Origin of the sequence: Nitrosarchaeum sp. AC2 (assembly GCF_013407385.1) — an archaeon.
GTDB classification, from domain to species: Archaea; Thermoproteota; Nitrososphaeria; order Nitrososphaerales; family Nitrosopumilaceae; genus Nitrosarchaeum; species Nitrosarchaeum koreense.
This window is the reverse complement of sequence record NZ_CP030847.1, coordinates 614,963-634,560: the sequence shown is the minus strand read 5'-3', so window position 1 is coordinate 634,560 and position 19,598 is coordinate 614,963. Positions and strand designations below refer to the sequence as shown.

25 protein-coding genes are annotated in these 19,598 nt (G+C 33.6%); 15 read left to right on the top strand and 10 right to left on the bottom strand.

Annotated elements, in window-relative coordinates:
• Positions 1-66: 66 nt before the first annotated feature.
• On the top strand, positions 67-204 hold the full coding sequence (locus DSQ20_RS03725) for a hypothetical protein (protein WP_007550213.1): 138 nt from the start codon (positions 67-69) through the stop codon (positions 202-204).
• 24 nt (positions 205-228) lie between these two features.
• Here the strand turns inward: DSQ20_RS03725 and DSQ20_RS03720 are convergent, their stop codons facing one another.
• The 3 genes from DSQ20_RS03720 to DSQ20_RS03710 all read right to left on the bottom strand — a co-directional run bounded on the left by DSQ20_RS03720 (position 229) and on the right by DSQ20_RS03710 (position 3,301).
• Positions 229-2,115, bottom strand: a complete 1,887-nt coding sequence (locus DSQ20_RS03720) for an arginine--tRNA ligase (protein WP_179366081.1) — start codon at positions 2,113-2,115, stop codon at positions 229-231.
• Positions 2,116-2,117: 2 nt separating this feature from the next.
• The gene (locus DSQ20_RS03715) at positions 2,118-2,813 is read right to left on the bottom strand and encodes a phosphoglycolate phosphatase (RefSeq protein WP_179366080.1); all 696 of its coding nucleotides are present in this window, start codon (positions 2,811-2,813) and stop codon (positions 2,118-2,120) included.
• 62 nt (positions 2,814-2,875) lie between these two features.
• Positions 2,876-3,301: a hypothetical protein gene (locus DSQ20_RS03710; protein ID WP_007550209.1), complete on the bottom strand. Its 426-nt coding sequence runs from the start codon at positions 3,299-3,301 to the stop codon at positions 2,876-2,878.
• A 130-nt stretch (positions 3,302-3,431) separates the two neighbouring features.
• Between DSQ20_RS03710 and DSQ20_RS03705 the strand changes: the two genes are divergently transcribed.
• Positions 3,432-4,292, top strand: a complete 861-nt coding sequence (locus DSQ20_RS03705; protein ID WP_179366079.1) for a prohibitin family protein — start codon at positions 3,432-3,434, stop codon at positions 4,290-4,292.
• A gap of 12 nt (positions 4,293-4,304) precedes the next feature.
• On the opposite strand, the gene DSQ20_RS03700 is transcribed toward DSQ20_RS03705, so the two are convergent.
• A complete protein-coding gene (locus DSQ20_RS03700; RefSeq protein WP_179366078.1) occupies positions 4,305-4,598 on the bottom strand; it encodes a hypothetical protein in 294 nt (97 codons plus the stop codon).
• A gap of 86 nt (positions 4,599-4,684) precedes the next feature.
• On the opposite strand from DSQ20_RS03700, the gene DSQ20_RS03695 reads away from it, so the two are divergent.
• Positions 4,685-4,840 carry a hypothetical protein gene (locus DSQ20_RS03695; protein ID WP_007550204.1) on the top strand — a complete coding sequence of 52 codons (156 nt, stop codon included), beginning with the start codon at positions 4,685-4,687 and terminating at the stop codon, positions 4,838-4,840.
• Between the two features lie 57 nt (positions 4,841-4,897).
• Here DSQ20_RS03695 and DSQ20_RS03690 read toward each other — a convergent pair whose 3' ends face one another.
• Positions 4,898-5,035: a hypothetical protein gene (locus tag DSQ20_RS03690; protein ID WP_007550203.1), complete on the bottom strand. Its 138-nt coding sequence runs from the start codon at positions 5,033-5,035 to the stop codon at positions 4,898-4,900.
• Positions 5,036-5,311: 276 nt separating this feature from the next.
• On the opposite strand from DSQ20_RS03690, the gene DSQ20_RS03685 reads away from it, so the two are divergent.
• The 4 genes from DSQ20_RS03685 to DSQ20_RS03670 all read left to right on the top strand — a co-directional run bounded on the left by DSQ20_RS03685 (position 5,312) and on the right by DSQ20_RS03670 (position 7,429).
• Positions 5,312-5,539 carry a DUF504 domain-containing protein gene (locus DSQ20_RS03685; RefSeq protein ID WP_179366077.1) on the top strand — a complete coding sequence of 76 codons (228 nt, stop codon included), beginning with the start codon at positions 5,312-5,314 and terminating at the stop codon, positions 5,537-5,539.
• Between the two features lie 2 nt (positions 5,540-5,541).
• The gene (locus DSQ20_RS03680) at positions 5,542-6,651 is read left to right on the top strand and encodes a GTP-binding protein (RefSeq protein WP_007550201.1); all 1,110 of its coding nucleotides are present in this window, start codon (positions 5,542-5,544) and stop codon (positions 6,649-6,651) included.
• A 306-nt stretch (positions 6,652-6,957) separates the two neighbouring features.
• Entirely contained in the window at positions 6,958-7,098 is a 141-nt protein-coding gene (locus DSQ20_RS03675) for a hypothetical protein (protein ID WP_179366076.1), read from the top strand.
• A 124-nt stretch (positions 7,099-7,222) separates the two neighbouring features.
• Complete coding sequence (locus DSQ20_RS03670) at positions 7,223-7,429, top strand: hypothetical protein (protein WP_179366075.1); 207 nt, start codon at positions 7,223-7,225, stop codon at positions 7,427-7,429.
• 189 nt (positions 7,430-7,618) lie between these two features.
• Here the strand turns inward: DSQ20_RS03670 and DSQ20_RS03665 are convergent, their stop codons facing one another.
• The 3 genes from DSQ20_RS03665 to DSQ20_RS10965 form a co-directional block, all read right to left on the bottom strand.
• Complete coding sequence (locus tag DSQ20_RS03665; protein WP_179366074.1) at positions 7,619-8,362, bottom strand: hypothetical protein; 744 nt, start codon at positions 8,360-8,362, stop codon at positions 7,619-7,621.
• A gap of 136 nt (positions 8,363-8,498) precedes the next feature.
• A complete protein-coding gene (locus DSQ20_RS03660) occupies positions 8,499-8,783 on the bottom strand; it encodes a hypothetical protein (protein ID WP_007550195.1) in 285 nt (94 codons plus the stop codon).
• A 22-nt stretch (positions 8,784-8,805) separates the two neighbouring features.
• Entirely contained in the window at positions 8,806-10,410 is a 1,605-nt protein-coding gene (locus DSQ20_RS10965) for a collagen-like protein (protein WP_179366303.1), read from the bottom strand.
• Between the two features lie 173 nt (positions 10,411-10,583).
• Here DSQ20_RS10965 and DSQ20_RS03650 point away from each other — a divergent pair, with 173 nt between their 5' ends.
• Positions 10,584-11,702: a tetratricopeptide repeat protein gene (locus DSQ20_RS03650; RefSeq protein ID WP_007550191.1), complete on the top strand. Its 1,119-nt coding sequence runs from the start codon at positions 10,584-10,586 to the stop codon at positions 11,700-11,702.
• On the opposite strand, the gene DSQ20_RS03645 is transcribed toward DSQ20_RS03650, so the two are convergent.
• Positions 11,703-12,506: a sulfurtransferase gene (locus DSQ20_RS03645; RefSeq protein WP_179366073.1), complete on the bottom strand. Its 804-nt coding sequence runs from the start codon at positions 12,504-12,506 to the stop codon at positions 11,703-11,705.
• A complete protein-coding gene (locus DSQ20_RS03640) occupies positions 12,503-14,311 on the bottom strand; it encodes a nitrite/sulfite reductase (RefSeq protein ID WP_179366072.1) in 1,809 nt (602 codons plus the stop codon). The genes DSQ20_RS03645 and DSQ20_RS03640 overlap by 4 nt, the downstream gene beginning before the upstream one ends.
• A gap of 182 nt (positions 14,312-14,493) precedes the next feature.
• Here DSQ20_RS03640 and DSQ20_RS03635 point away from each other — a divergent pair, with 182 nt between their 5' ends.
• The 7 genes from DSQ20_RS03635 (at position 14,494) to DSQ20_RS03605 (ending at position 19,587) form a co-directional block, all read left to right on the top strand.
• Complete coding sequence (locus DSQ20_RS03635; RefSeq protein WP_007550188.1) at positions 14,494-15,312, top strand: sulfide-dependent adenosine diphosphate thiazole synthase; 819 nt, start codon at positions 14,494-14,496, stop codon at positions 15,310-15,312.
• A 23-nt stretch (positions 15,313-15,335) separates the two neighbouring features.
• Positions 15,336-16,121, top strand: a complete 786-nt coding sequence (locus DSQ20_RS03630; RefSeq protein WP_179366071.1) for a DUF6775 family putative metallopeptidase — start codon at positions 15,336-15,338, stop codon at positions 16,119-16,121.
• A gap of 252 nt (positions 16,122-16,373) precedes the next feature.
• Entirely contained in the window at positions 16,374-16,727 is a 354-nt protein-coding gene (locus DSQ20_RS03625) for a hypothetical protein (protein ID WP_179366070.1), read from the top strand.
• An 85-nt stretch (positions 16,728-16,812) separates the two neighbouring features.
• The gene (gene trxB, locus DSQ20_RS03620; protein WP_179366069.1) at positions 16,813-17,805 is read left to right on the top strand and encodes a thioredoxin-disulfide reductase; all 993 of its coding nucleotides are present in this window, start codon (positions 16,813-16,815) and stop codon (positions 17,803-17,805) included.
• A gap of 51 nt (positions 17,806-17,856) precedes the next feature.
• Positions 17,857-18,945: a sodium-dependent bicarbonate transport family permease gene (locus DSQ20_RS03615; protein WP_179366068.1), complete on the top strand. Its 1,089-nt coding sequence runs from the start codon at positions 17,857-17,859 to the stop codon at positions 18,943-18,945.
• On the top strand, positions 18,942-19,247 hold the full coding sequence (locus tag DSQ20_RS03610; RefSeq protein ID WP_179366067.1) for a P-II family nitrogen regulator: 306 nt from the start codon (positions 18,942-18,944) through the stop codon (positions 19,245-19,247). The genes DSQ20_RS03615 and DSQ20_RS03610 overlap by 4 nt, the downstream gene beginning before the upstream one ends.
• A gap of 121 nt (positions 19,248-19,368) precedes the next feature.
• Complete coding sequence (locus tag DSQ20_RS03605) at positions 19,369-19,587, top strand: hypothetical protein (RefSeq protein WP_179366066.1); 219 nt, start codon at positions 19,369-19,371, stop codon at positions 19,585-19,587.
• Positions 19,588-19,598: the final 11 nt, after the last annotated feature.

Here is a 19,598-nt window from a genome sequence, read left to right as displayed (position 1 = left end):
AGAATCAAAATGTCCATTAAAAACATCATCAGTATTCAATAAATACAGCAGTTTTGTGAATTCATTATGGCAAATATGAAATGCGTATCATGTGGGATAGGATTTTTCTCACCAACAGGTTCAGACAAATGTTCCAGATGTGCAGGACAAGCATCTGAAGGACATGGAGGTCATGATTCTTGTGGCTGTGGACATAGCCACTAAATCATTTTTTTATTAAATTTTTAATCACATTTTATCAGGTGCTGTAATGCCAAGTAATTCAAGTGCTTTTTCCAAAGTTATCTTAAATGAATGTACAAGACACAGTCTAGAGTTTTCTAGATTCTCATCACCTAATTCAAGCACTTTAACATGCTCATAAAAGGAATTAAACGCCACTGCTAAATCATGACAGTATCTTGCAATAACTTTTGGAGACAGATTTTTTGCAGCATCTAAAACATAGATTTCAAACAAACCAATTATTTTGATCAAAGATAATTCAGAAGCATCGTTTAACAAAGAAAAGTCAACATCAATAGAGGGATTCCTAGCAGATTTTTCAATTATTCTTGATGCTCTTGCGTGAGTATATTGGATGTATGGAGCTGTATCACCTTCTAAGCTTAATGATTTTGTTAAATCAAATGTAATCATTTTATCAAGATCCTGTTTAATCATCTCATAACGTAATGTTCCAACAGAAACATAATGAGCAATTTGTTCAATTTCAGAGTTAGACATTTCAGGATGTCTTTTTTTGGTTTCCTCAATTGTTTTGTTTTTTAACAAGTCATAAACAGAATCCGCATTAACATAGAGACCTTTTCGTCCAGACATTTGAGTTTGTTTGCCATCTGTATCTAATCCCAAAGTTTGTGCAGTATCAGAACTAAGAGTTACGGATTCGTAACCAAGATGAACGTATGCATCGTTAGTAGATTTGAATTTTGACATTAGTCCAGTAATAATTTTTTGAAGTCTGGCTTGCCTTGAATCAATTACTGTGATTACCTTATTACCAGTAAAGTCTTGTTTTAGCTCATTAGTTGCTGTCAAGGTTGTTTGCCAAAGTATTTTATTTCCAGGTTGAGTTTTTTCATATTTCTTGTATGAAAATGGGTCGTCTATCAATCCCAATTTCCATGCAGCGTATGGGATGTCTTTTGCAATGTAAGTCGCAGTTCCATTACTTCTAACGATTACTTTGTCTTCCTCGTTATTTTCACCACGAATAATCCAGCAGCCAGCATTCTTACCATCATTTTCAAATTCTACCAAGTTCATTTCTTTGAGTTTTTCAAATATTTTACTCCATAACCCTGAACGAATTATCTGAGATTCAAAATTAAGACAGTCATAATAAACTCCTAAATTCCAGCAGGTTTCAAGCTGATTTTCTAAAACACGTCTTGTTATCGTATCTGCAAATTTAGCAGTTTCAGATGCACCATCCTCTAGTTCTTTGAGAGTATTTTTTCGAATCTCTTCAAAATTAGGATCTTGCTCATATTTTTCAGTAGTTTTAACATAAACATCATCACCACAATAATGATCAAACTTTTTTCCAGTTGGAGATTGTTGAGCAAATCCAAGATGCTTAAAACCTACAATAATATCAGCTACTTGCAAGCCAGAATCATCAACGTAGTTTAGAACATTAACTTTGTAATTTGATTTTTTTAAAATTCTGGCAACGGTATCGCCAAGAACAATATTACGAATATGACCTATGTGAAGAGCTTTATTTGGATTAACACTAGTATGTTCTACAACAATTTCAGAATTATGACCTAAATCTATGGAGCCAAATTCATTCAAGTTAGATTCTGATAAAATTAATTGATTTAGTTTTTCCCAGTCAGCAAAAAAGTTGAGATATCCAGTTGGATGTGGTTCAACTTTTGATACAAGTATGTTTTGAGATTGCCGATATTTTTCAGACATTAGATTTACAATCTCTTTTGGGCTTTTCTTTAGAGATTTGGCAAGTAAAAAGGAGATATTTGAACTCACATCTCCAAAGCCGGGTTTTGCAGGTTCTACAGTAAATGAGATATCAGATACCGACATATCTTCTAATATTTTATGAAGATTATTTTCAATTTCATCAATTAATGATTTGAAGGACAATACTATACCTCAGATAATTTGGGTGCTAATTTATCTAATGCTTCTATAACTCCGTCTCCAGATTTAGCGTTTGTAGTCATTGTTGCCTGAGATTTTACATATTCTGATGAATTTCCCAAGGCTATGCTTGTTTTTGCTATTTTGAATAAAGGGATGTCAGTAGCACTATCACCTATAGATATTACATCATCACGAGAAATGGATAATCGTTTCATAACATTTTGAAATCCAGTTCCCTTGTCGATTCCTATAGAATTGATATGAAATGCGTATTGACTATCAGATAGCAAAACGTCCAATTTTTTTTCCAATACCACTTGTTTTGCTAGTTCCAAATCAAATGTTCTCTCCAATACAACTTCAGTCATTCTCGGAAATACCGGTTTTTCTGAAACGTTGGCAATTTCTTTTTGAATAATGTTAAGGGCATGTTGACATTGTTGCATGTTCCCAAGTAAAATATGCTCATTTGTGTCAACTGTGATACATCCACCATTTTCACCTACAGCAATTTTTGTAGTACCGCCAAAGACAGACAGTAAGTATGCTTCTACAGAAGATCTTCCAGTAACAAAGATCACATTATGACCGATATTTGTCAAATGTCTTAAAGCGGCAAGAGCATCTAAATTAATTCGTCCAACACCATTTTCAGTGATTGTGCCATCAATGTCCACTGCAAATGTTTTAGTTTTCATATAAGTGATTTTTAGAACCGAATAATATTTGCTATGATTCTATGTACTAGTTCAAAATGTAATCAAGAATAGAATTTTTTTATTCCTTTTTCAGTAGGGTGCAACTCAATTTTTTGACCAAATAACCCTTGTTTTTGATCAACTTGCATCAATCCATTTTTTTCCAGATCTTCTAAAACAGAATTCAGAGTATCAGTATCAATTCCCAATATTTTTTGAAGAGAATCAAAATTATTTGTACCACGAGTAAGTTGACCCAATACCAACATCTCGGTAGTCTTTGGTTTAGAGTCAATTTTAGAAGGTATTTCAGATTTTTTTGAATGGGACTCAGAAACAATATCATTTGAGACATGATATTGAGAATCATATTGTTGAGGCATATCACCAGACTGTTTTTTCCATTTTTTTATCAAACGTGGGATAATTCTAGCCAGAGGGATCAAGAAAAATATCAGATAAATCCAGATAAATCCATCTTCGGCCATACTATACGATGTATTTTGTAACTATTTCATCATTGCCTTTTTATCAAAATAATAAAAATAAAAATTCAAAATAATATTTAAAAAAATCGAATTAACATGGTATATGTATAGTGAAATGTAATAGAAAGGGTTGTCAAAATATCAGCAACCAAAAATGAATGTAAATTTTGGAAAAGTAAAATTAGCAATTTTAGGCATTATCGCACTTGTCATTATTGCAGCCATATCTGCTGCATCAGTACAAATTGTAGAGTCAGGAAATAGAGGAGTCTTACTACATTGGAGTGCAGTAGATACATCTGTTCCACCATTACAAGAAGGACTCCATTTTGTAGTTCCATTTCAAGATAAAGTGGTAAACATGGAAGTTAGAACACTCAAGTTTGTAAAAGCCACATCTGGCGCTTCAAGAGATCTTCAAACAGTGTCAACTGAGGTCACTGTCAATTACAGAGCAGCTCCAAACTCTGTAAATGTATTGTATCAAGAAGTTGGATTGGATTATGAAGGAAGAATCATTCAACCAGCAGTAGAAGAAGTAGTAAAACAAATTACTGCAAAGTATAATGCAGAAGAATTAATTACAAAAAGACCTCTTGTGAAGGCAGATATAGAAACTGAGATAACAGCTCGTCTAACTCCATACAACATATTGACGGATGCCATATCCATTACAGATTTTCAATTTTCACCGTTATTCTCACAGGCTATTGAATCCAAAGTAGAGGCTGAGCAAAAAGCTCTGAAGGCTGAAAATGACCTTAGAAGAATAGAAGTGGAAGCAAGACAACAGGAACAACAAGCAAAAGGAATAGCAGCAGCAAACGTGGCTGAAGCAGCAGGAGAGGCTGAAGCAATCAAAATAATCAATGAAGCATTAGCTCAGAATCCAAATTATCTAGAATGGCTCAAAGTTCAAGCATGGGATGGTAAACTACCACTTGTAGTAGGAGAAGGCGGAACACCATTTATCCAAATTCCAACCAGATAATCACAAATAATTTTATTTTTCTAATTTATCTCTTATAGAATCATACATTGCTAGAAACTGCTCAGGTTCTTTTTGCCTATACTGTTTAGCTAGTTGAGATATTTTTTTTTCAGAAATTGATTCTCCTTTGTTGTCATAGAATTCTTTTATTATTTGATATTGGGTTTTTTTGATACTGTATTTTTTTAAGGTTGAATTAACAGAGTGATTACACCATAAATCAAAGACTATTAAGCGATATGTCAAGTAACCAATAATTCCAACAACTGCAGATATCATTAATGGAATTAGTATTACAGCTAGCACAAAATAGATACATTTCCTTGTTATTTATTGTTAGTTTCCAATATGAAATTTGAATAGTTAATAGCAACTTTAGAGATAATTAATCAATGATTCACAAGATACAATATTTTGAAGCAGGGAACTTAGCTCAAGGAGTATTCCTTCAAGACGTAGTTAATGAATTTCTAGCTGAAAAAGGTGAAAACATAATATCAGTTCATCCAGTAATGAAAGACACATTATTAGTTCACTATAAAGAATAATTGATTTTTTTACAATTATTTTTCATCTTTTAGAATTGCAAAGTCTAGAAATTTCAATTATTGGCGTTCTCGAATTTTTTGTTCTAAAATATCGATCAACTCATTAACCATAAAATCCCCATCGCGGACATGGCTAATTCCAGTGATTGTCTTCATTCTAGTCATTGTTTCTGCAGTAATTTGTAGTTGAGGCATGATTTACTTAGAATGTATTGTTATTTAAAGCAAAGAATCACGATTTAAGGAAATTTTAGAGGGTAAAAAATCAAGATGCAACACATTTGCAATCACACTTGAACATTCCAGCTTTTTCCATGCATTGATCATGATGTTCATGATAACATTTATCGCAAGTAACCAAGTCGCATCTTTACGATTATCAGGGATAAATACCGACGTAATTGATTAAAAACAGGATTTCAAATACAATTTAAGAATCACAATACAATATAATGAAAATAAGTAAGAAAGATGGCAAAAAAAGGAGTGATTGAAGAAATTTTTAGCAAGGCAAGATTTGCAGATGATGCAAAAAAATACACAGTACTTTACAGAGATTTTAAAAAAATTAAAGAAACCACTTTGCCTGAATTTATTAAAGAATCAAATAATTTTCAAACCATTCCAATCACAAGAATAGAGATAATAAAGAAAAATCATAGGATTTTATTTGAAAAGAACAGACAAAGGAGTGATTAGATTTGGGAATTCCTGAAAAAATTAAAGCCATTCAAGATGAAATGGCAAAAACTCAGATCAACAAAGCTACCAATCACCATATAGGGATACTAAAAGCAAAAATTGCAAAGCTAAAACGAGAGCAAGAAGATAGAGAAATTCAAAAAAGTGGTGTAAAAACTGACGGATTTGATGTAAGGAGGTCTGGAGATGCAACAGTTGTGTTTATTGGATTACCAAGTGTTGGAAAATCCACATTACTAAATAAATTAACAGATGCTAAATCAACAGTTGGAGCTTACCAATTTACGACTTTAACGGTGGTTCCTGGAATGATGAATTATAGAGGAGCAAAGATTCAGGTTCTAGATTTACCAGGAATCATCAAAGGCGCATCAAGTGGGAAAGGGTTAGGTAAAAGAATATTATCAGTTGCAAGGACTGCAGATTTAGTTTTACTCATGTTAGATGTGTTTCAGCCTTTTCACGAAGATGTATTGGTTAACGAATTAGGGAGCATAGGAATTAGATTAAATCGGTTGCCACCAAATATTACAATTGAAAAATCCCCGATGGGTGGAATTGCAGTTGCACAACAGGTAAAACTAACAAAAATTTCAGAACAGCATCTTAAAGATATTTTACACATTTATGGAATAGTTAGCGCAAGAGTAGTCATTAGAGAAGATATCACATCAGAGCAGCTTGCGGATCACATAGCGGGTAATATCAGTTATTCAAAATCACTTACAATTTTAAATAAAATAGATCTTGTCGATCGAGAATTTTTAGAAGATCTGAAAACAAAAATAAAATCAGAAGTCATAGAAGTGTCTGCCAATTCAGATATCAATATTGAGTTACTAAAAGAGAAAATCTATGACAAACTCAATTTTATAAGAATATACATGAGACCCAAGGGAGGTGAAACAGATTTTAAAGAACCACTAATTGCAAGAGAAGGTGACACAGTTGAAGACATTTGTAATAAATTACATCGAAGTATGAAAAGACAATTCAGATACGGGTTAATTTGGGGGAAAAGCGTAAAATTTGGTGGACAAAGAGTAGGATTAGATCACATTGTGCAAGACGAAGACGTATTAACAATAATTAAAACACGTGGAGCATGAATTAATTTTTAATAATAAAATAGATCAACGAATAAAATAAAAAAGATAATCTTACATCGTTACAAAAATAAAATCAAAGACATTTTTATTTGAAACTACAACATTTATGCGTAAAATACAATACAAATGTAATAATAATTAAGAAAAAATTACATGGTAAATGAAATTTAAAAAATAATTTGATTTTGAAAAATTTTTCCGATCAAAAATAATTTTTAAAATAAAATTTCGTTGACAAATAGTAATCAATTTGTGTAATTTTATTTAGTCATACTATAGAAAAACTATGAAAATGCCGAATTATTAATGGCTACAAAAAGAAAAGCTGCCTCTAAACGTAGATCTGTAAAAAAATCTGCAGGAAAGAAAGCAGCTCCAAAAAGACGAGCAGCTCCAAAAAGACGAGCAGCTCCAAAAAGAAAAGCCGCAGCAAAAAAACGACGATAAAACGTCTAAAACATTAACAATCGTCATAGGATGACGATTCGTTTTCCTTTTTCTAATTTCTAATAACAAACCTACAATTATCAAAAAAATCCATAAGAAGTTCTAAAAATACGTCAATAAGATCGTGCCAAATTGGTCTCAAAAAATGAAGAAAAGAACAGTATTAGTTAAATCATCATTTGGTAATTATCTAAAAGGGATTAATTTGGATGATGCCAAACAGAACTATAAAGAAGAGATGCAAGAAGTATTGTTAGAATTAAAAGTCAAAACATCCATGCTTCTTAAAAAACTCAGAAAAGAGAATAAAAAGCCCAAAGTAGAATTCTAAGAAAACATTTGTTATCAAGTAAAAATAATTAACATACAGGATTTTTGTGTAAAACTGAACTTAGGAATAAGTATTATTATCTAAAAACGTCTACGAGTCACAGCTATTGAAGATGCAACAAATGAAAAAGTCAAGAGAGTGTTGAAATGAACTTGAATTAATTATAAATTCTGTTGACCAACAGATGTTCTACGGGGCATTAGATCCTCCTTTTGGAGGCGTTTGTCCTGCAACATAGAACTTGATTGTTTTTTGTACTGAGCCAATATCCCCATCAGCTGAAATCTCTATAGTATACCATCCACTTGGCCAGAGATTTGCAGGAACGTGTATCTTTCCTTCATAGAGTCCATATTTTGTAATTCCTGTTTGGTTGTTGAGAACCTTACCTTCTGGACTTTTTGTTATAGCTGTAATTTTTATTCCATCGATTTTTCCAAAAAAGTTTTGGAAATCATTTCCGGAATATTGCAATTTATCAAATGCCTTAATATCAAAATCAAAATCTTGAGCATTGAATGTGGTAAGTGAGCTTTGTACAAGTATGTGAAGATTGTTTGTTTTCTGTGCTGTTGGTTCTTGAATTATTTCTGCTGTTGAAAATTTGGCATTATCGTTTATCTTTATTAGGTTATTATCAGTAAATATCAGAGTATGAAAATTAAACGAAGAGTCTTTGTTTATTCCATAAATTATGATATTATCTTCAAATGATTTTATGACAAAACTACTTCCCAGTATTCTAAAGACAGGGTTTTTGACTAGAATGGAATCTGAATTTAATTTTAATTCTACTTTTTCAATAAAGGGTATGATATTTCCTTTGTAATCTATCACATTTGTTCCAAATTTGAGAGTAACTGAATCGGATTCCAGAATTTTTCCTTGAAAAGTAGTAGCATATGCTGGAAATGTCGATATGGTTATTGACAAAAGCATCACCATAATGAACAATCCAATATTCATATGATTTCTAAAGTTTTAATGAACTTATTAAGTTAAATATTTAGACGATTCAAATTATCATTTGGCATAACACAGAAATAATTAACAAGGCACGCGATGATTTCTAAGAAAACATTTGACTTGGTGGCTGTGAGCTTTTTCCTTTGATATTATTTTTTTGAACTGTAAATGTTTTGTTAGGAGGTGTGATCGAAAGCTTTACTGATGTATTAATTGCATAATGAGGAGTACCATCGGGATTTTTAAAGTTAACAGCGATTCCAACTCTATCTAAATCAACTTTTACTTTCACGATTGTTCCATCTTCTAATTCAAAAGATACAAAATCATTTTCAAGACGTTTGTAATCTAACATCTTAAATTCTATTTTTTCGGGATTTTCACTCATCGGTATTTCACGTTGTTATTCATTAGTAAAGATAGCTCATTAATTTAATTTGGTCCTCAGTACTAATGATATTTTTAGTAGTTAGTATTTCTAAAAGTTCTTTGAACAGAGCCTTTTGTTCAATTGACATTCCACCAGCTGGACCTTTTTCTCCAGGTGGACCTGGTGGACCTCTAGGTCCTGCAGGACCAACTGGACCTTGCTCGCCTATAGGACCGCGTTCTCCTTGTGGACCTAATGGACCAGTTTGACCTCTTTCGCCTTGTGGACCTTGAATACCTTGTGGACCTTGTGGGCCTTCTTCACCAGAAGGTCCAGATGCTCCTCTTTCACCTTGTGGACCTTGTGGACCTTGTGGACCTTTTTCTCCAACAGGACCAGTTGGACCGGTTAATCCTTTATCACCTTGTAGACCGACTGGACCTTTTTCTCCCTTTTCTCCTTGTGGACCAGGTACACCGGTTAGACCTTTTGCACCTGCAGGGCCTTGTGGACCTTGTGGACCTTTTTCTCCAACAGGACCTTCAGGACCTCGTGGACCCTTTTCTCCAATTAGACCCGGTGGTCCGATTGGACCTTTATCACCAAGTGGTCCAGTTGGACCTGTTAATCCTTTATCACCAGTTGGACCTTGCATACCAATTGGACCTTTATCACCAATAGGGCCAGTTGGACCTTTTTCTCCAACAGGACCAGGAAGACCTTGAATACCTTTTTCTCCTTGAACACCAGATTGTCCAGTCGGACCTTTATCACCAATAGGGCCAGTTGGACCGGTTAATCCTCTTTCACCTTTATCACCTTGGGGACCTTTGTCACCTTTATCACCAGGGATTCCCCGTAATCCAATTGGGCCTTTATCGCCAGTTGGACCAGTTAACCCTTTGTCACCAGGAGGACCAAGTGGACCTCGTATTCCTTCGGGACCTTTGTCACCCATTGGACCAGTTGAACCTTTGTCGCCTTTTTCTCCAGGAGGACCAAAAATTCCCTTATCGCCTTTATCGCCTTTATCTCCAGTAATTCCTTTTTCTCCAGGTGGACCTTTGTCACCCATTGGACCTTTGTCACCTTGGGGACCCTTATCACCAGGAAAACCCTGAGGACCTGTTGGACCTTTGTCACCCATTGGACCGGGTGGACCAGTGGGTCCTGTGTGACCTTTGTCACCCATTGGACCGGGTGGACCTGTTGGACCTTTGTTGCCTTGTGGGCCAGGTGCACCATACATAGAATCAGTAGATTTTACAGTACGTTGTTGTTTTGGAGATTCAGGTTCAGATTTAGTTTCACGTTTAGGTTCTGGTTTACTTTCAGGTTTACTTTCGCCAGAACCTAATGATACATCAAATACAGAATGTAATGAAGAAAATAGATCAACGACTACAATCCAAATATTATCAAGATCAGAAACAGAGGATGGAATTGGATTTGTGTCAGAACCAAGTGTCTCGGCAAACATTCCATCCTTTACTCTAAGATGGAAGTTTCCTTTCCAGAGTGAAGAAAATTGCTTAGTTCTAATTTTGTCAACAGATGGTTTAGAGTCAGTAATGAAGATCTGCACCTCATAGATACCAGATTGTTTGAATGGGGCTTGACCGTGAACCTCCAACCTTGAAGACATAATCGTTTGTGTAAATTCCAAGTATTTCTGTATTTGGTGCAAAATAACCGGTTTTTTTATCACCAGTGAAGTCAATTAGCCTCAAAAAAATGTCAATTAGAAATAATAATTCATGTAGAACTAGGCTCAAATAAGGATAGTATTTATCTAGACAAAAGCCCAAAGATGAGCTAGTGAAGAAACTATTTCAAAAAAAGTCAAAGGATAAAGACAATGGGGAAGAAAAAGAACCTAGAACTGAGACTAGCTTAGTAGATCCGGACTATAATCGTAAAAAATTATTCAAAAAAGGCGTAAACCTCATGGCAGACGAAAAGCTTGAGGAGGCAGCAGATATCTTCGAGCAAGCATTACGAATAGAGCCAGACAACATTGAAACATTGATGAAATTAGGATATGCAAGATTTCATTTAGAAGATTATAATGATGCACTAAAGATTTATGATAAAATTTTAGATATAGATGTCACCAATCCAGAGGCCTGGAATTTAAAGGCCTTAGTCCATTATGAACAAAAAAATTATGCTAAAGCACTTGATGCGATTGAAAAAGCAGTAGAGTCAGATCCAACATATGCAATGGCATGGTATAACAAAGCATGTTTTCTGTCACTAGTAAATCAAGTTCCAGAATCACTTGAAGCATTAAAGCGCTCAATTGAGATTGATGTAAAAAATGCAAGAAAATCAATTAGAGATAAAGATTTTGCAAATGTCAGAATTGAAGAAGGTTTTAAAAGAATTGTAGAAGTCGTGGTTTTAGAATCAATACGACAAGGATATCACACGATTGGGTCTATTGTATGGACGACGTTTCTAGATAAAGTTGATGCAGAAGACGCATTAAGAAAATTACTGGAGAAGGGATTAATCATCCAAAATGAAAAACGAGACGGTCTAAGTAAAATTCCAATATATGATCTTTCAAGTGAAGTTGCAGAAAGAATGGGAAAAGAAAAGAAAGGATTGTTTGGAATTACGAAAAAGCAATTACCAAAACCTGTTAAGAATCTAAAAGAGATCAGTCAAGCAATACAATCAGTTAGAGAAGCTATAGAAGAAGAAGACATTGAAAAGACGATGGATCTTTTTGAAGTGTTTATTGACCCAACAAAATCAGGAGAGCAAATGATTGAGCAATTCTTTGAAGAACACAGAGAAATCAGATTATGGAAAATTAGATTAAAAGATAGAGGGGTTGATTATCTTATTGAAAATAAAACAAAGATGCTAAACCTTTTTGATAATGTAGAAGTGACAATTACCAAAAAACTTAGAAACGAAATAGCCTAGTCACTCTGCAGATAAATCCCAATAGTGAGCATCTTGTTGTTTTATTATGGGTTTTTCAAGACCTTTCCATTCTTTAAAAGAACGGACATACAATTTGACATTTGGTAGTCCTACAGATTTTAATGCATAATACGCCAAACCAGAAAGAGTTCCTACACTACCACAGTAAGTAATTATTTCAGAATCACCTGAAATTCTACGATTCTCTAAAAGTCGTTTCATATCGTCTTTAGGGCGTAAAATTTTATCTTGAGTTGAAAGCGTTCTATATGGAAGATTAATTGCACCTGGAATGTGCTGCTCAAGGTAGTTTAGCCTCTCTCTATTATCAATTAGAATCACACCAGAATTATCCTTAGATTTTTCCAGATAATCAGAAGTAGCTAAAATTTCAGGTCTTAAATGAATGGAGTGTTCTTTGCTTTGAATATTTGGCACTTGATTATCATTTTCCAAGCCTAAAGATTTCCACGTACTAAAAGTTGTTTCAAGCAAAGATACATCAGAATGACCAAGATATTCCAATGTCCAGGCAACTCTAGATGCAAGTGCACCAAATGTATCATCATAAACAACTACGGGAGTTTCATCGTCTATACCCATTGAATTTACAAGTTTTAAAACACGTTCTGGACTATCATCAGATAATAAATTTGCCAGTGGAAGATTAACCGCAGTTGGAATGTGACTTTGTTTGTAATCATCTTCTCTTCGTACATCAATTACTCGAACACTTTTATCCCTAATTTCAGATCTTAATGAATCGACGTTAGTTGTTGTCTTGATTGCTTTTTCTTGGCTCATGCTGCACATTCGCCTTTTCCTGTTTTTGTGTGATAGCTTGAGTCACTTCCAAAGTCATTGTAAAAGTCAGGATCATCTTCTTTAGTTGGTGGGATTGTTAATTGGTCCAAAACTTTTCTCATATCTAAAACAGATTTTATTTCAGAATCTTCTTTTCCGTTTACAATTCTATGAATCCATTCTTTAAGAGTATCATCAGATTTTTTGTTTTGTTTGAATAATTCTATAATTTTCAAAATTACTGGGATGACTCGTTTAGCAGGTATTCTATGACATGTTACTCCAAGCATTGTTTCACCATCAGAACGTCCACCTAATGACATCTGATAATTAGGGAACATTTCTTTTCCAACTCTACCTCCACCTCCAAAGAAACCTATTGTTGCAATTCCATGTTGACCACAAGAGTTTGGACAGCCACTAATCTTTATTGATGAATCACGTAAATCGTCGTCTTGATCTAATTTCAGTTCAAGAAATTTTCTCTGAATCTCCTTTGCCAATCTATGAGAATTAGTCAAGGCAAGATTACACGAAGTTGTACCGGAGCATCCTATTGGTGCTGCCATAGTCAATGCACCAGATTTTGCCAGTCCTACAGTAAGTAATTTCGAGTATAATCGTGGCAAATCATCTTCATGAACGTATCGTAAAGCGATGTTTTGAACAAAACCAGCTCTTGCATGCCCTTCAGAGGAAAATTCTCGAATGATTGTTGCAAGTTCGGATAATTGGTTAGATGTGATATCACCAGCCTCTAAAGTAATAAACACAGAGTGATATGGAGATTGTTTTTGTTTTAGTGTATTTGTCTTTAACCACCTTGTGTAACCATCAGGACTAGGACTTCCGCTTTCATCAGATATTTTGATTGGTCTTTTAATTACTGACGGAGTGTGATCTACTTCAAGACTGGTTACAACTGATTGAGTTGCTCTCACAATAGCTCTTTCTTTAAGAACCAAGTTTTGGAATTTATCCCAACCCATATCATTTACAAGATAACGCATTCTATTTCGAGCCATATTTTTTCTGTCGCCAAGTCTATCAAAAATTCTCAAAACAGCAATCGAAGTATACAAAAGATCTTCTTCTGGAGTAAACTCTTCTAATTGATGACCTACAAATGATCTGTTACCTAATCCACCACCAAGAAAGATTTTAAATCCTTTTTGGATAGAACCGTCCAATTCTCTAGTTTGTGGAATTAATCCAACATCAACCATTCTTACCATGCCGTGTTTTTCACAACATGTAAAATTGAATTTAAATTTCCTTGGGAGATTCTGAGACATTGGATTTCTCAAAAAGAATCTTGCAGTTGCAAGTGCGTACGGTGTTGAATCAAATTCTTCATCTGGGCAAACTCCCGATAATGGACTGCACATTACATTTCGTACGGAATTACCACATGCTTCACGAGAAGTAAGACCAACTTCGGCCAATCCACGTAAAATTTCTGAAACATCTTCTAGTATTACCCAGTGTAATTGGATGTTTTCTCGTGTAGAAAAATGAGCACTACCTATAGAAAACTGTTCACTAAGTTGAGATATTTTTTCAATTTGATTAGGATAGATTTCCCCTGCAGGTAATTTAATTCGGACCATTGCATAGTCATTAGTCATTCTGGTGCCATATGCTCCATGTTGAAGCCTATATCGTCTAAAACTATCTTCATCGTATTTACCCTGACGGAATAATTTTACAGTATTTGCAAAATTTTCAGCTTCTTCAATCCTTGCCCAATTAATTTTAGGCTTGGGAGAGTCAGAATACGATTGTTTAAGATCAGTTACTGTCAATACAATAGAAAGTGCTTTGAGTTATGATATAAATTTTTGATATAGGGAAGTTTAGGAGAAAACGGTTCAATACCATACATGAATTTTCCTCATGTTAAAAATTGCCTAGTAATTTAGAATTAGTTTATCCTAATTTTAAAAAAGTGGTAAAGTATTAATTGGTTCTATGAATCTTGATTTTCGTGCAAAAAGCTACTATTGCAGAAAAATCAACAAAAATATTCACAGATGTTAGTGAGGTTGAGATTACTCGAGCAATTGCAAATGAATGGCATTCAGTTCTAATAGATAGGGCACAATCAGATGTAATAATTATTGGTGCAGGTCCTGCAGGATTAACAGCAAGTCGAGATCTTTCAAACATGGGTTTCAAAGTTTTAGTTATTGAACAAAATAATTACCTTGGAGGAGGTTATTGGTTAGGTGGATATATGATGAATCCAGTAACAGTTAGAGAACCAGCTCAAAAAATTTGGGATGAATTAGGAGTTCCATACAAAAAAGTTTCAGAAGGGTTATACTTAACACCAGGACCACATGCAGTTTCTAAATTAATTGCGGCAGCATGCGATGCTGGAGTAAAATTCCTCAATCTTACAAAGTTTGATGATCTTGTTTTAAAGAATGGCAGAGTCTGCGGCATTGTTGTTAATTGGATGCCAGTATCAGCATTACCAAGAAATATCACCTGTGTAGATCCAATTGCACTTGAAGCAAAAATGATCATTGATGCATCAGGACATGATTCTGTTGCAGTAAAACGACTAGTCGATAGAGGATTGGTTGAATGGAAAGGGATGAATCCAATGTACGTAAACGAAGGAGAAGAACACGTAGTTAACAAAACTGGTGAAGTTTATCCAGGACTAGTAGCTGCAGGAATGTCTGTGACTGAAACACATGGATTAGCAAGAATGGGTCCAACATATGGGTCAATGCTATTTTCAGGAAGAAGAGCTGCTGAGATCACAGCGGAAAAAATTAAAGAGCTAGAAAGATAAACTATTACGAGTTTATTGATTCATTGAAGATTTCAAAAGTATTTTTGTATGATGAACCTGCAGTAACTCAAATTCAACTTGATAAATTAGCTGTTTTTCTAAACAAAACATTTTCAATTCCAATTGAAACAAGAGAGAGTATTCTAAAATTCTCAAAAAAAGATACAGCTGAAAAAATTGCAGCATGTAGAATTTTTAATCTCAGAAAACCATATGAAAAGCATAATCCAAATAAAGATGAAATTATTTTTGAAGAAGCAAATTTTGAAAACACGTCAAAAACAGAAAACATTGTTATGTATGATGGATTTGAAATACAAAAAGTACTAACAGAATTAATTCCAGAGAAAGAAAGAAATTTAGAAGCATTTCACATATTTTTCACAAATAAATTAACTTGTACCTATGACAATAATGATTACAGATATCATGGTAGAGCATTAATTGGCGCAAATCCTTCAATAATTTCAACCACAGGAGTAATTGAAGCTCCTGCAAAACCAAGAGAGTATTATTTAGAATTAATGACAAATTATGCTCAAGGAATAAACGTAGAATCAATAAAACAAAAATACAAAGGAACGTATTTAGAATACAACGATACTCGCTTATCTCAAATCATAGAAGGTTATCTTTTACAGGCCATATTTTATTTTGAAACAGGAGATGCATTTTGTAATAAAATAGAATGTAGACTTTTTAATGCACATTGGCAAAAAGATTTATTGTATTCACAATTAGAAAATGGAAAATTATGCGAAAAACATCGACTGATGTTAAATAAACTAAATGAGCACAATAGCAAATAATTAAAAATTAAGACAAGGCATTAATAGAAATTATCTATTTTTTCCAAATGCCCCTTGATGATCGGTCAAACAACAAGGACACTGTTTAGAATAACATTCGCTTATAGATTCATGACCACATAAACCACAGTGACAGAAAGAATCAGCAATCATAAATAAATAATAAACTTAATCAGTTAAGAACATCCTATTGATTTTCAGAGATGAAAACAGAAGATTGCTTTTTAATAATGGAAGAATATGGATTGAGAAATGAACAGAATTAGATTAATCGGAGACTATGACGAGAAAAGATCTAGAGAAACTTTGAATTTACTACTACGGGATAGGAAAAATGAGTTTCAAGAACTAGCAACTGCACTAGCAATTCCAAAATCTACGGAAGATTGGGAAGTAATCATTTTAAAGTTCTGCCTAGACTTTGAAGAATGTTTTAAGATTTGGACAGATGAAAAAGAGCCAGATTCCATAAAAAACACCAAATGTATGACCATCATGAGAGAAATTGCAAAAGGTAAAAAAAACATATCAGAGGTCTTTCACATAGAAAATATAGCATATACAATATGCAAAGAGTTTCATGAAACATACAAAATTACAAAATAACTATAATTTTTTGAAGCATGATTAGATCATAGCAATGCGGATTTACAATTAACAACTTAAATTAATGAAATTCAAAGGGGGTTATATGATGGCAGCAGACTCTAGTGCAACAATTCAAGAAAACAAAGGGGATCCTCCCAAAATGCCTGATAAAAAGAAAACAAAATTTGACATAATAATTATTGGTGCTGGACCTTCAGGATATACAGCTGGGATTTACAGTTCAAGAGCAGGATATGATACACTAATCTTATCTGGAATATTACCCGGAGGTCAACTGGTAAACACCACTGAAGTTGAAAATTATCCAGGATTTGAAAAAGGGATTATGGGTCCGGATTTAATGATTGAAATGAGAAAACAAACACAAAGAATGGGAACAACAATTATCGATGATGAAGCAGTTGATGTGGATTTTAGACATAAACCATTCAAGGTTCTAACAGCATCAGAAGAATACGAAGGTAGAGCAGTGATTATTGCGACTGGAGCAAATCCTAGAAAAATAGGACTAGATAGCGAACAAACATTTGCAGGAAAAGGAGTTTCATATTGTGCCACATGCGATGGGCCATTTTTTAGAAATCAAGAGTTGATAGTAGTTGGAGGCGGAGATTCAGCAATTGAAGAAGCCACATTTCTCACTAAATTTGCTACAACAGTACATCTAGTTCACCGACGAGAGGAATTACGAGCAAGTAAAATAATGCAAGAAAGAGCATTCAACAATAATAAAATAAAATTTCATTGGAATCAAGAGGTCATAGACATTAAAGGAGATCAAAAAATGCGTCAAGCTGTATTAAAAAATATTAAAACAGGTGAAGAAAAAACACTTGATGTAGGAGGTCTTTTTGTTGCAATTGGACATGAACCAAATACAAAACTTTTCAAAAAACAAATCGAACTTGATAATGAGGGATATATCATTTTGAAAAATAAAACTCATACAAATATTGAAGGAGTTTTTGCAGCTGGAGATGTACATGATAGAAATTACAGACAGGCAATTACAGCTGCAGGGTATGGATGCATGGCTGCAATTGATGTAGACAAGTATCTTACAGAAGAATCGTAAAAAGGGAATCCTTGATTTTTATGGGAGCAAAAAAATAATTTATTAATTCAAATGGATATTTTAGAGTTAATTCAAGCAAACATACTAACTCCAATAGTATTATTTTTCATTTTAGGAATTATTGCAGCAAGGATAAAATCAGATTTGAAGATGCCCGATGCAATTTCAGAATTTTTACCAATCTATCTTCTTGCAGCAATCGGTCTTCATGGAGGGTTGGAGATGAGAAACACTGGATTTTCAGATATGTTAATTCCAATGTTAGTAGCTATTGGACTTTCTTTAGTATTCACATTAAACCATTATCAAATATTAAGAAGGCTTGGAAAGTTCAATATTTTTGATTCGTACGCTCTTGCGTCAACATATGGAGCAGTAGGAGCTGTAACTTTTTCAGTCGGATTATCATTTTTGAAAAATCAAGGCATAGAATCAGAAGGATATCTTGCAGCAATTTTAGCAGTATTAGAACCCGTAAGCTTTATTCTAGCAATATTTCTTACAAACATGGCAGTTTCAAAACAAATTCAATCAAAAAAACAATCACTACCTGAGGGCATGTTAGGCAATAATGAAAAAGAGGTAGTAGAACAAAATAAAACCAATCTTTCCAAGGTACTACACGAATCAATAACAGGAAAAGCAATTGTAATTCTACTGGGAGGAATAGTAATTGGATATCTTATTGGGGATAAAGGATTTGATTCTATTAGCATAGTCTTTGATGAATTGTTTACAGGAGCTATTGCAATATTTTTGTTAGAGATGGGAATAATAGCAGGTCAAAGATTAGATGACATTAAAAAAGTTGGATTGTTTCTAGTTGCATTTTCAATATTGCTTCCTACATTTAATGGAATTATCGGCGTACTTGTAGCGACGACATTAGGATTGAGTCTAGGAGGAGCAGTGATGTTTGGATTATTGATGGCAAGTGCATCGTTTATTGCCGCACCTGCAGTTTTAAGACATGCCATACCACAAGCAAAACCAAGCTTATACATAACATCTGCACTTGGGATAACTTTTCCATATAACATCATAATTTTATTACCAATAATGTTCACAGTATCTTCAGTGCTACATAATTTAGAAGCACCGATAAACTTATTCAACTATTTAGGAATTAATTTAATATGAAACTATTTGATGTTAAATTACTAACTGTGACATGTGAGATACTTGCTCAAAAAAATATTTTAGAAATACTAAACAAACATGGTATTACAGGATATACTTTGTACGAGGTTGATGGAAATGGGTCTAAAGGAGTTAGAGGGCAGGGATTTAAAAATGAAAAAAATGTAAAAATAGAAATTATTTCCACAGAAACAAGGCTAAAAGACATAGTTGAAGAAATTACACGTTCTCTATTTTCAGATTTTGCAATTATAGTATATCTTTCAGATGTTCAAGTACTAAGACCAGAAAAATTCATCTAAAATTTAAGGATAAATTTTATTTTATCAAATACCGTTTTGTGTGTAACAATGCATATGACTAGATCGTGGATTTTATGAACTAAGAATTACTAAATAACTAACATAGATGATGAAATATTAAATGAAGAATGCTCAATGTAAAAAGTGTTTAAACAAGTTTAATGAAAAAGACATCTACACAATTCAGCAATTTCAATATAGAAAAGAGCCACCATATGCATGGATAGTGGAATTTTTCAAAAATTTAGAAGTTGATGAATGGGATTCATTTTGTGAAAAATGCATAATGAATTATTCAAAAAATTCATTTGAGATTTGGAAAAATGATTCCAAAAATTAGATTTCAAACTC

Excerpts from the sequence above, each read along its gene's own strand:
- DSQ20_RS03725 (WP_007550213.1), top strand. The coding sequence starts at position 67 with ATGGCAAATATGAAATGCGTATCATGTGGGATAGGATTTTTCTCACCA.
- DSQ20_RS03715 (WP_179366080.1), bottom strand. The coding sequence starts at position 2,813 with ATGAAAACTAAAACATTTGCAGTGGACATTGATGGCACAATCACTGAA.
- DSQ20_RS03710 (WP_007550209.1), bottom strand. The coding sequence starts at position 3,301 with ATGGCCGAAGATGGATTTATCTGGATTTATCTGATATTTTTCTTGATC.
- DSQ20_RS03695 (WP_007550204.1), top strand. The coding sequence starts at position 4,685 with ATGATTCACAAGATACAATATTTTGAAGCAGGGAACTTAGCTCAAGGA.
- DSQ20_RS03690 (WP_007550203.1), bottom strand. The coding sequence starts at position 5,035 with ATGCCTCAACTACAAATTACTGCAGAAACAATGACTAGAATGAAGACA.
- DSQ20_RS03685 (WP_179366077.1), top strand. The coding sequence starts at position 5,312 with ATGGCAAAAAAAGGAGTGATTGAAGAAATTTTTAGCAAGGCAAGATTT.
- DSQ20_RS03675 (WP_179366076.1), top strand. The coding sequence starts at position 6,958 with ATGGCTACAAAAAGAAAAGCTGCCTCTAAACGTAGATCTGTAAAAAAA.
- DSQ20_RS03660 (WP_007550195.1), bottom strand. The coding sequence starts at position 8,783 with ATGAGTGAAAATCCCGAAAAAATAGAATTTAAGATGTTAGATTACAAA.
- DSQ20_RS10965 (WP_179366303.1), bottom strand. The coding sequence starts at position 10,410 with ATGTCTTCAAGGTTGGAGGTTCACGGTCAAGCCCCATTCAAACAATCT.
- DSQ20_RS03645 (WP_179366073.1), bottom strand. The coding sequence starts at position 12,506 with ATGAGCCAAGAAAAAGCAATCAAGACAACAACTAACGTCGATTCATTA.
- DSQ20_RS03625 (WP_179366070.1), top strand. The coding sequence starts at position 16,374 with ATGAACAGAATTAGATTAATCGGAGACTATGACGAGAAAAGATCTAGA.
- trxB (WP_179366069.1), top strand. The coding sequence starts at position 16,813 with ATGATGGCAGCAGACTCTAGTGCAACAATTCAAGAAAACAAAGGGGAT.
- DSQ20_RS03615 (WP_179366068.1), top strand. The coding sequence starts at position 17,857 with ATGGATATTTTAGAGTTAATTCAAGCAAACATACTAACTCCAATAGTA.
- DSQ20_RS03610 (WP_179366067.1), top strand. The coding sequence starts at position 18,942 with ATGAAACTATTTGATGTTAAATTACTAACTGTGACATGTGAGATACTT.
- DSQ20_RS03605 (WP_179366066.1), top strand. The coding sequence starts at position 19,369 with ATGAAGAATGCTCAATGTAAAAAGTGTTTAAACAAGTTTAATGAAAAA.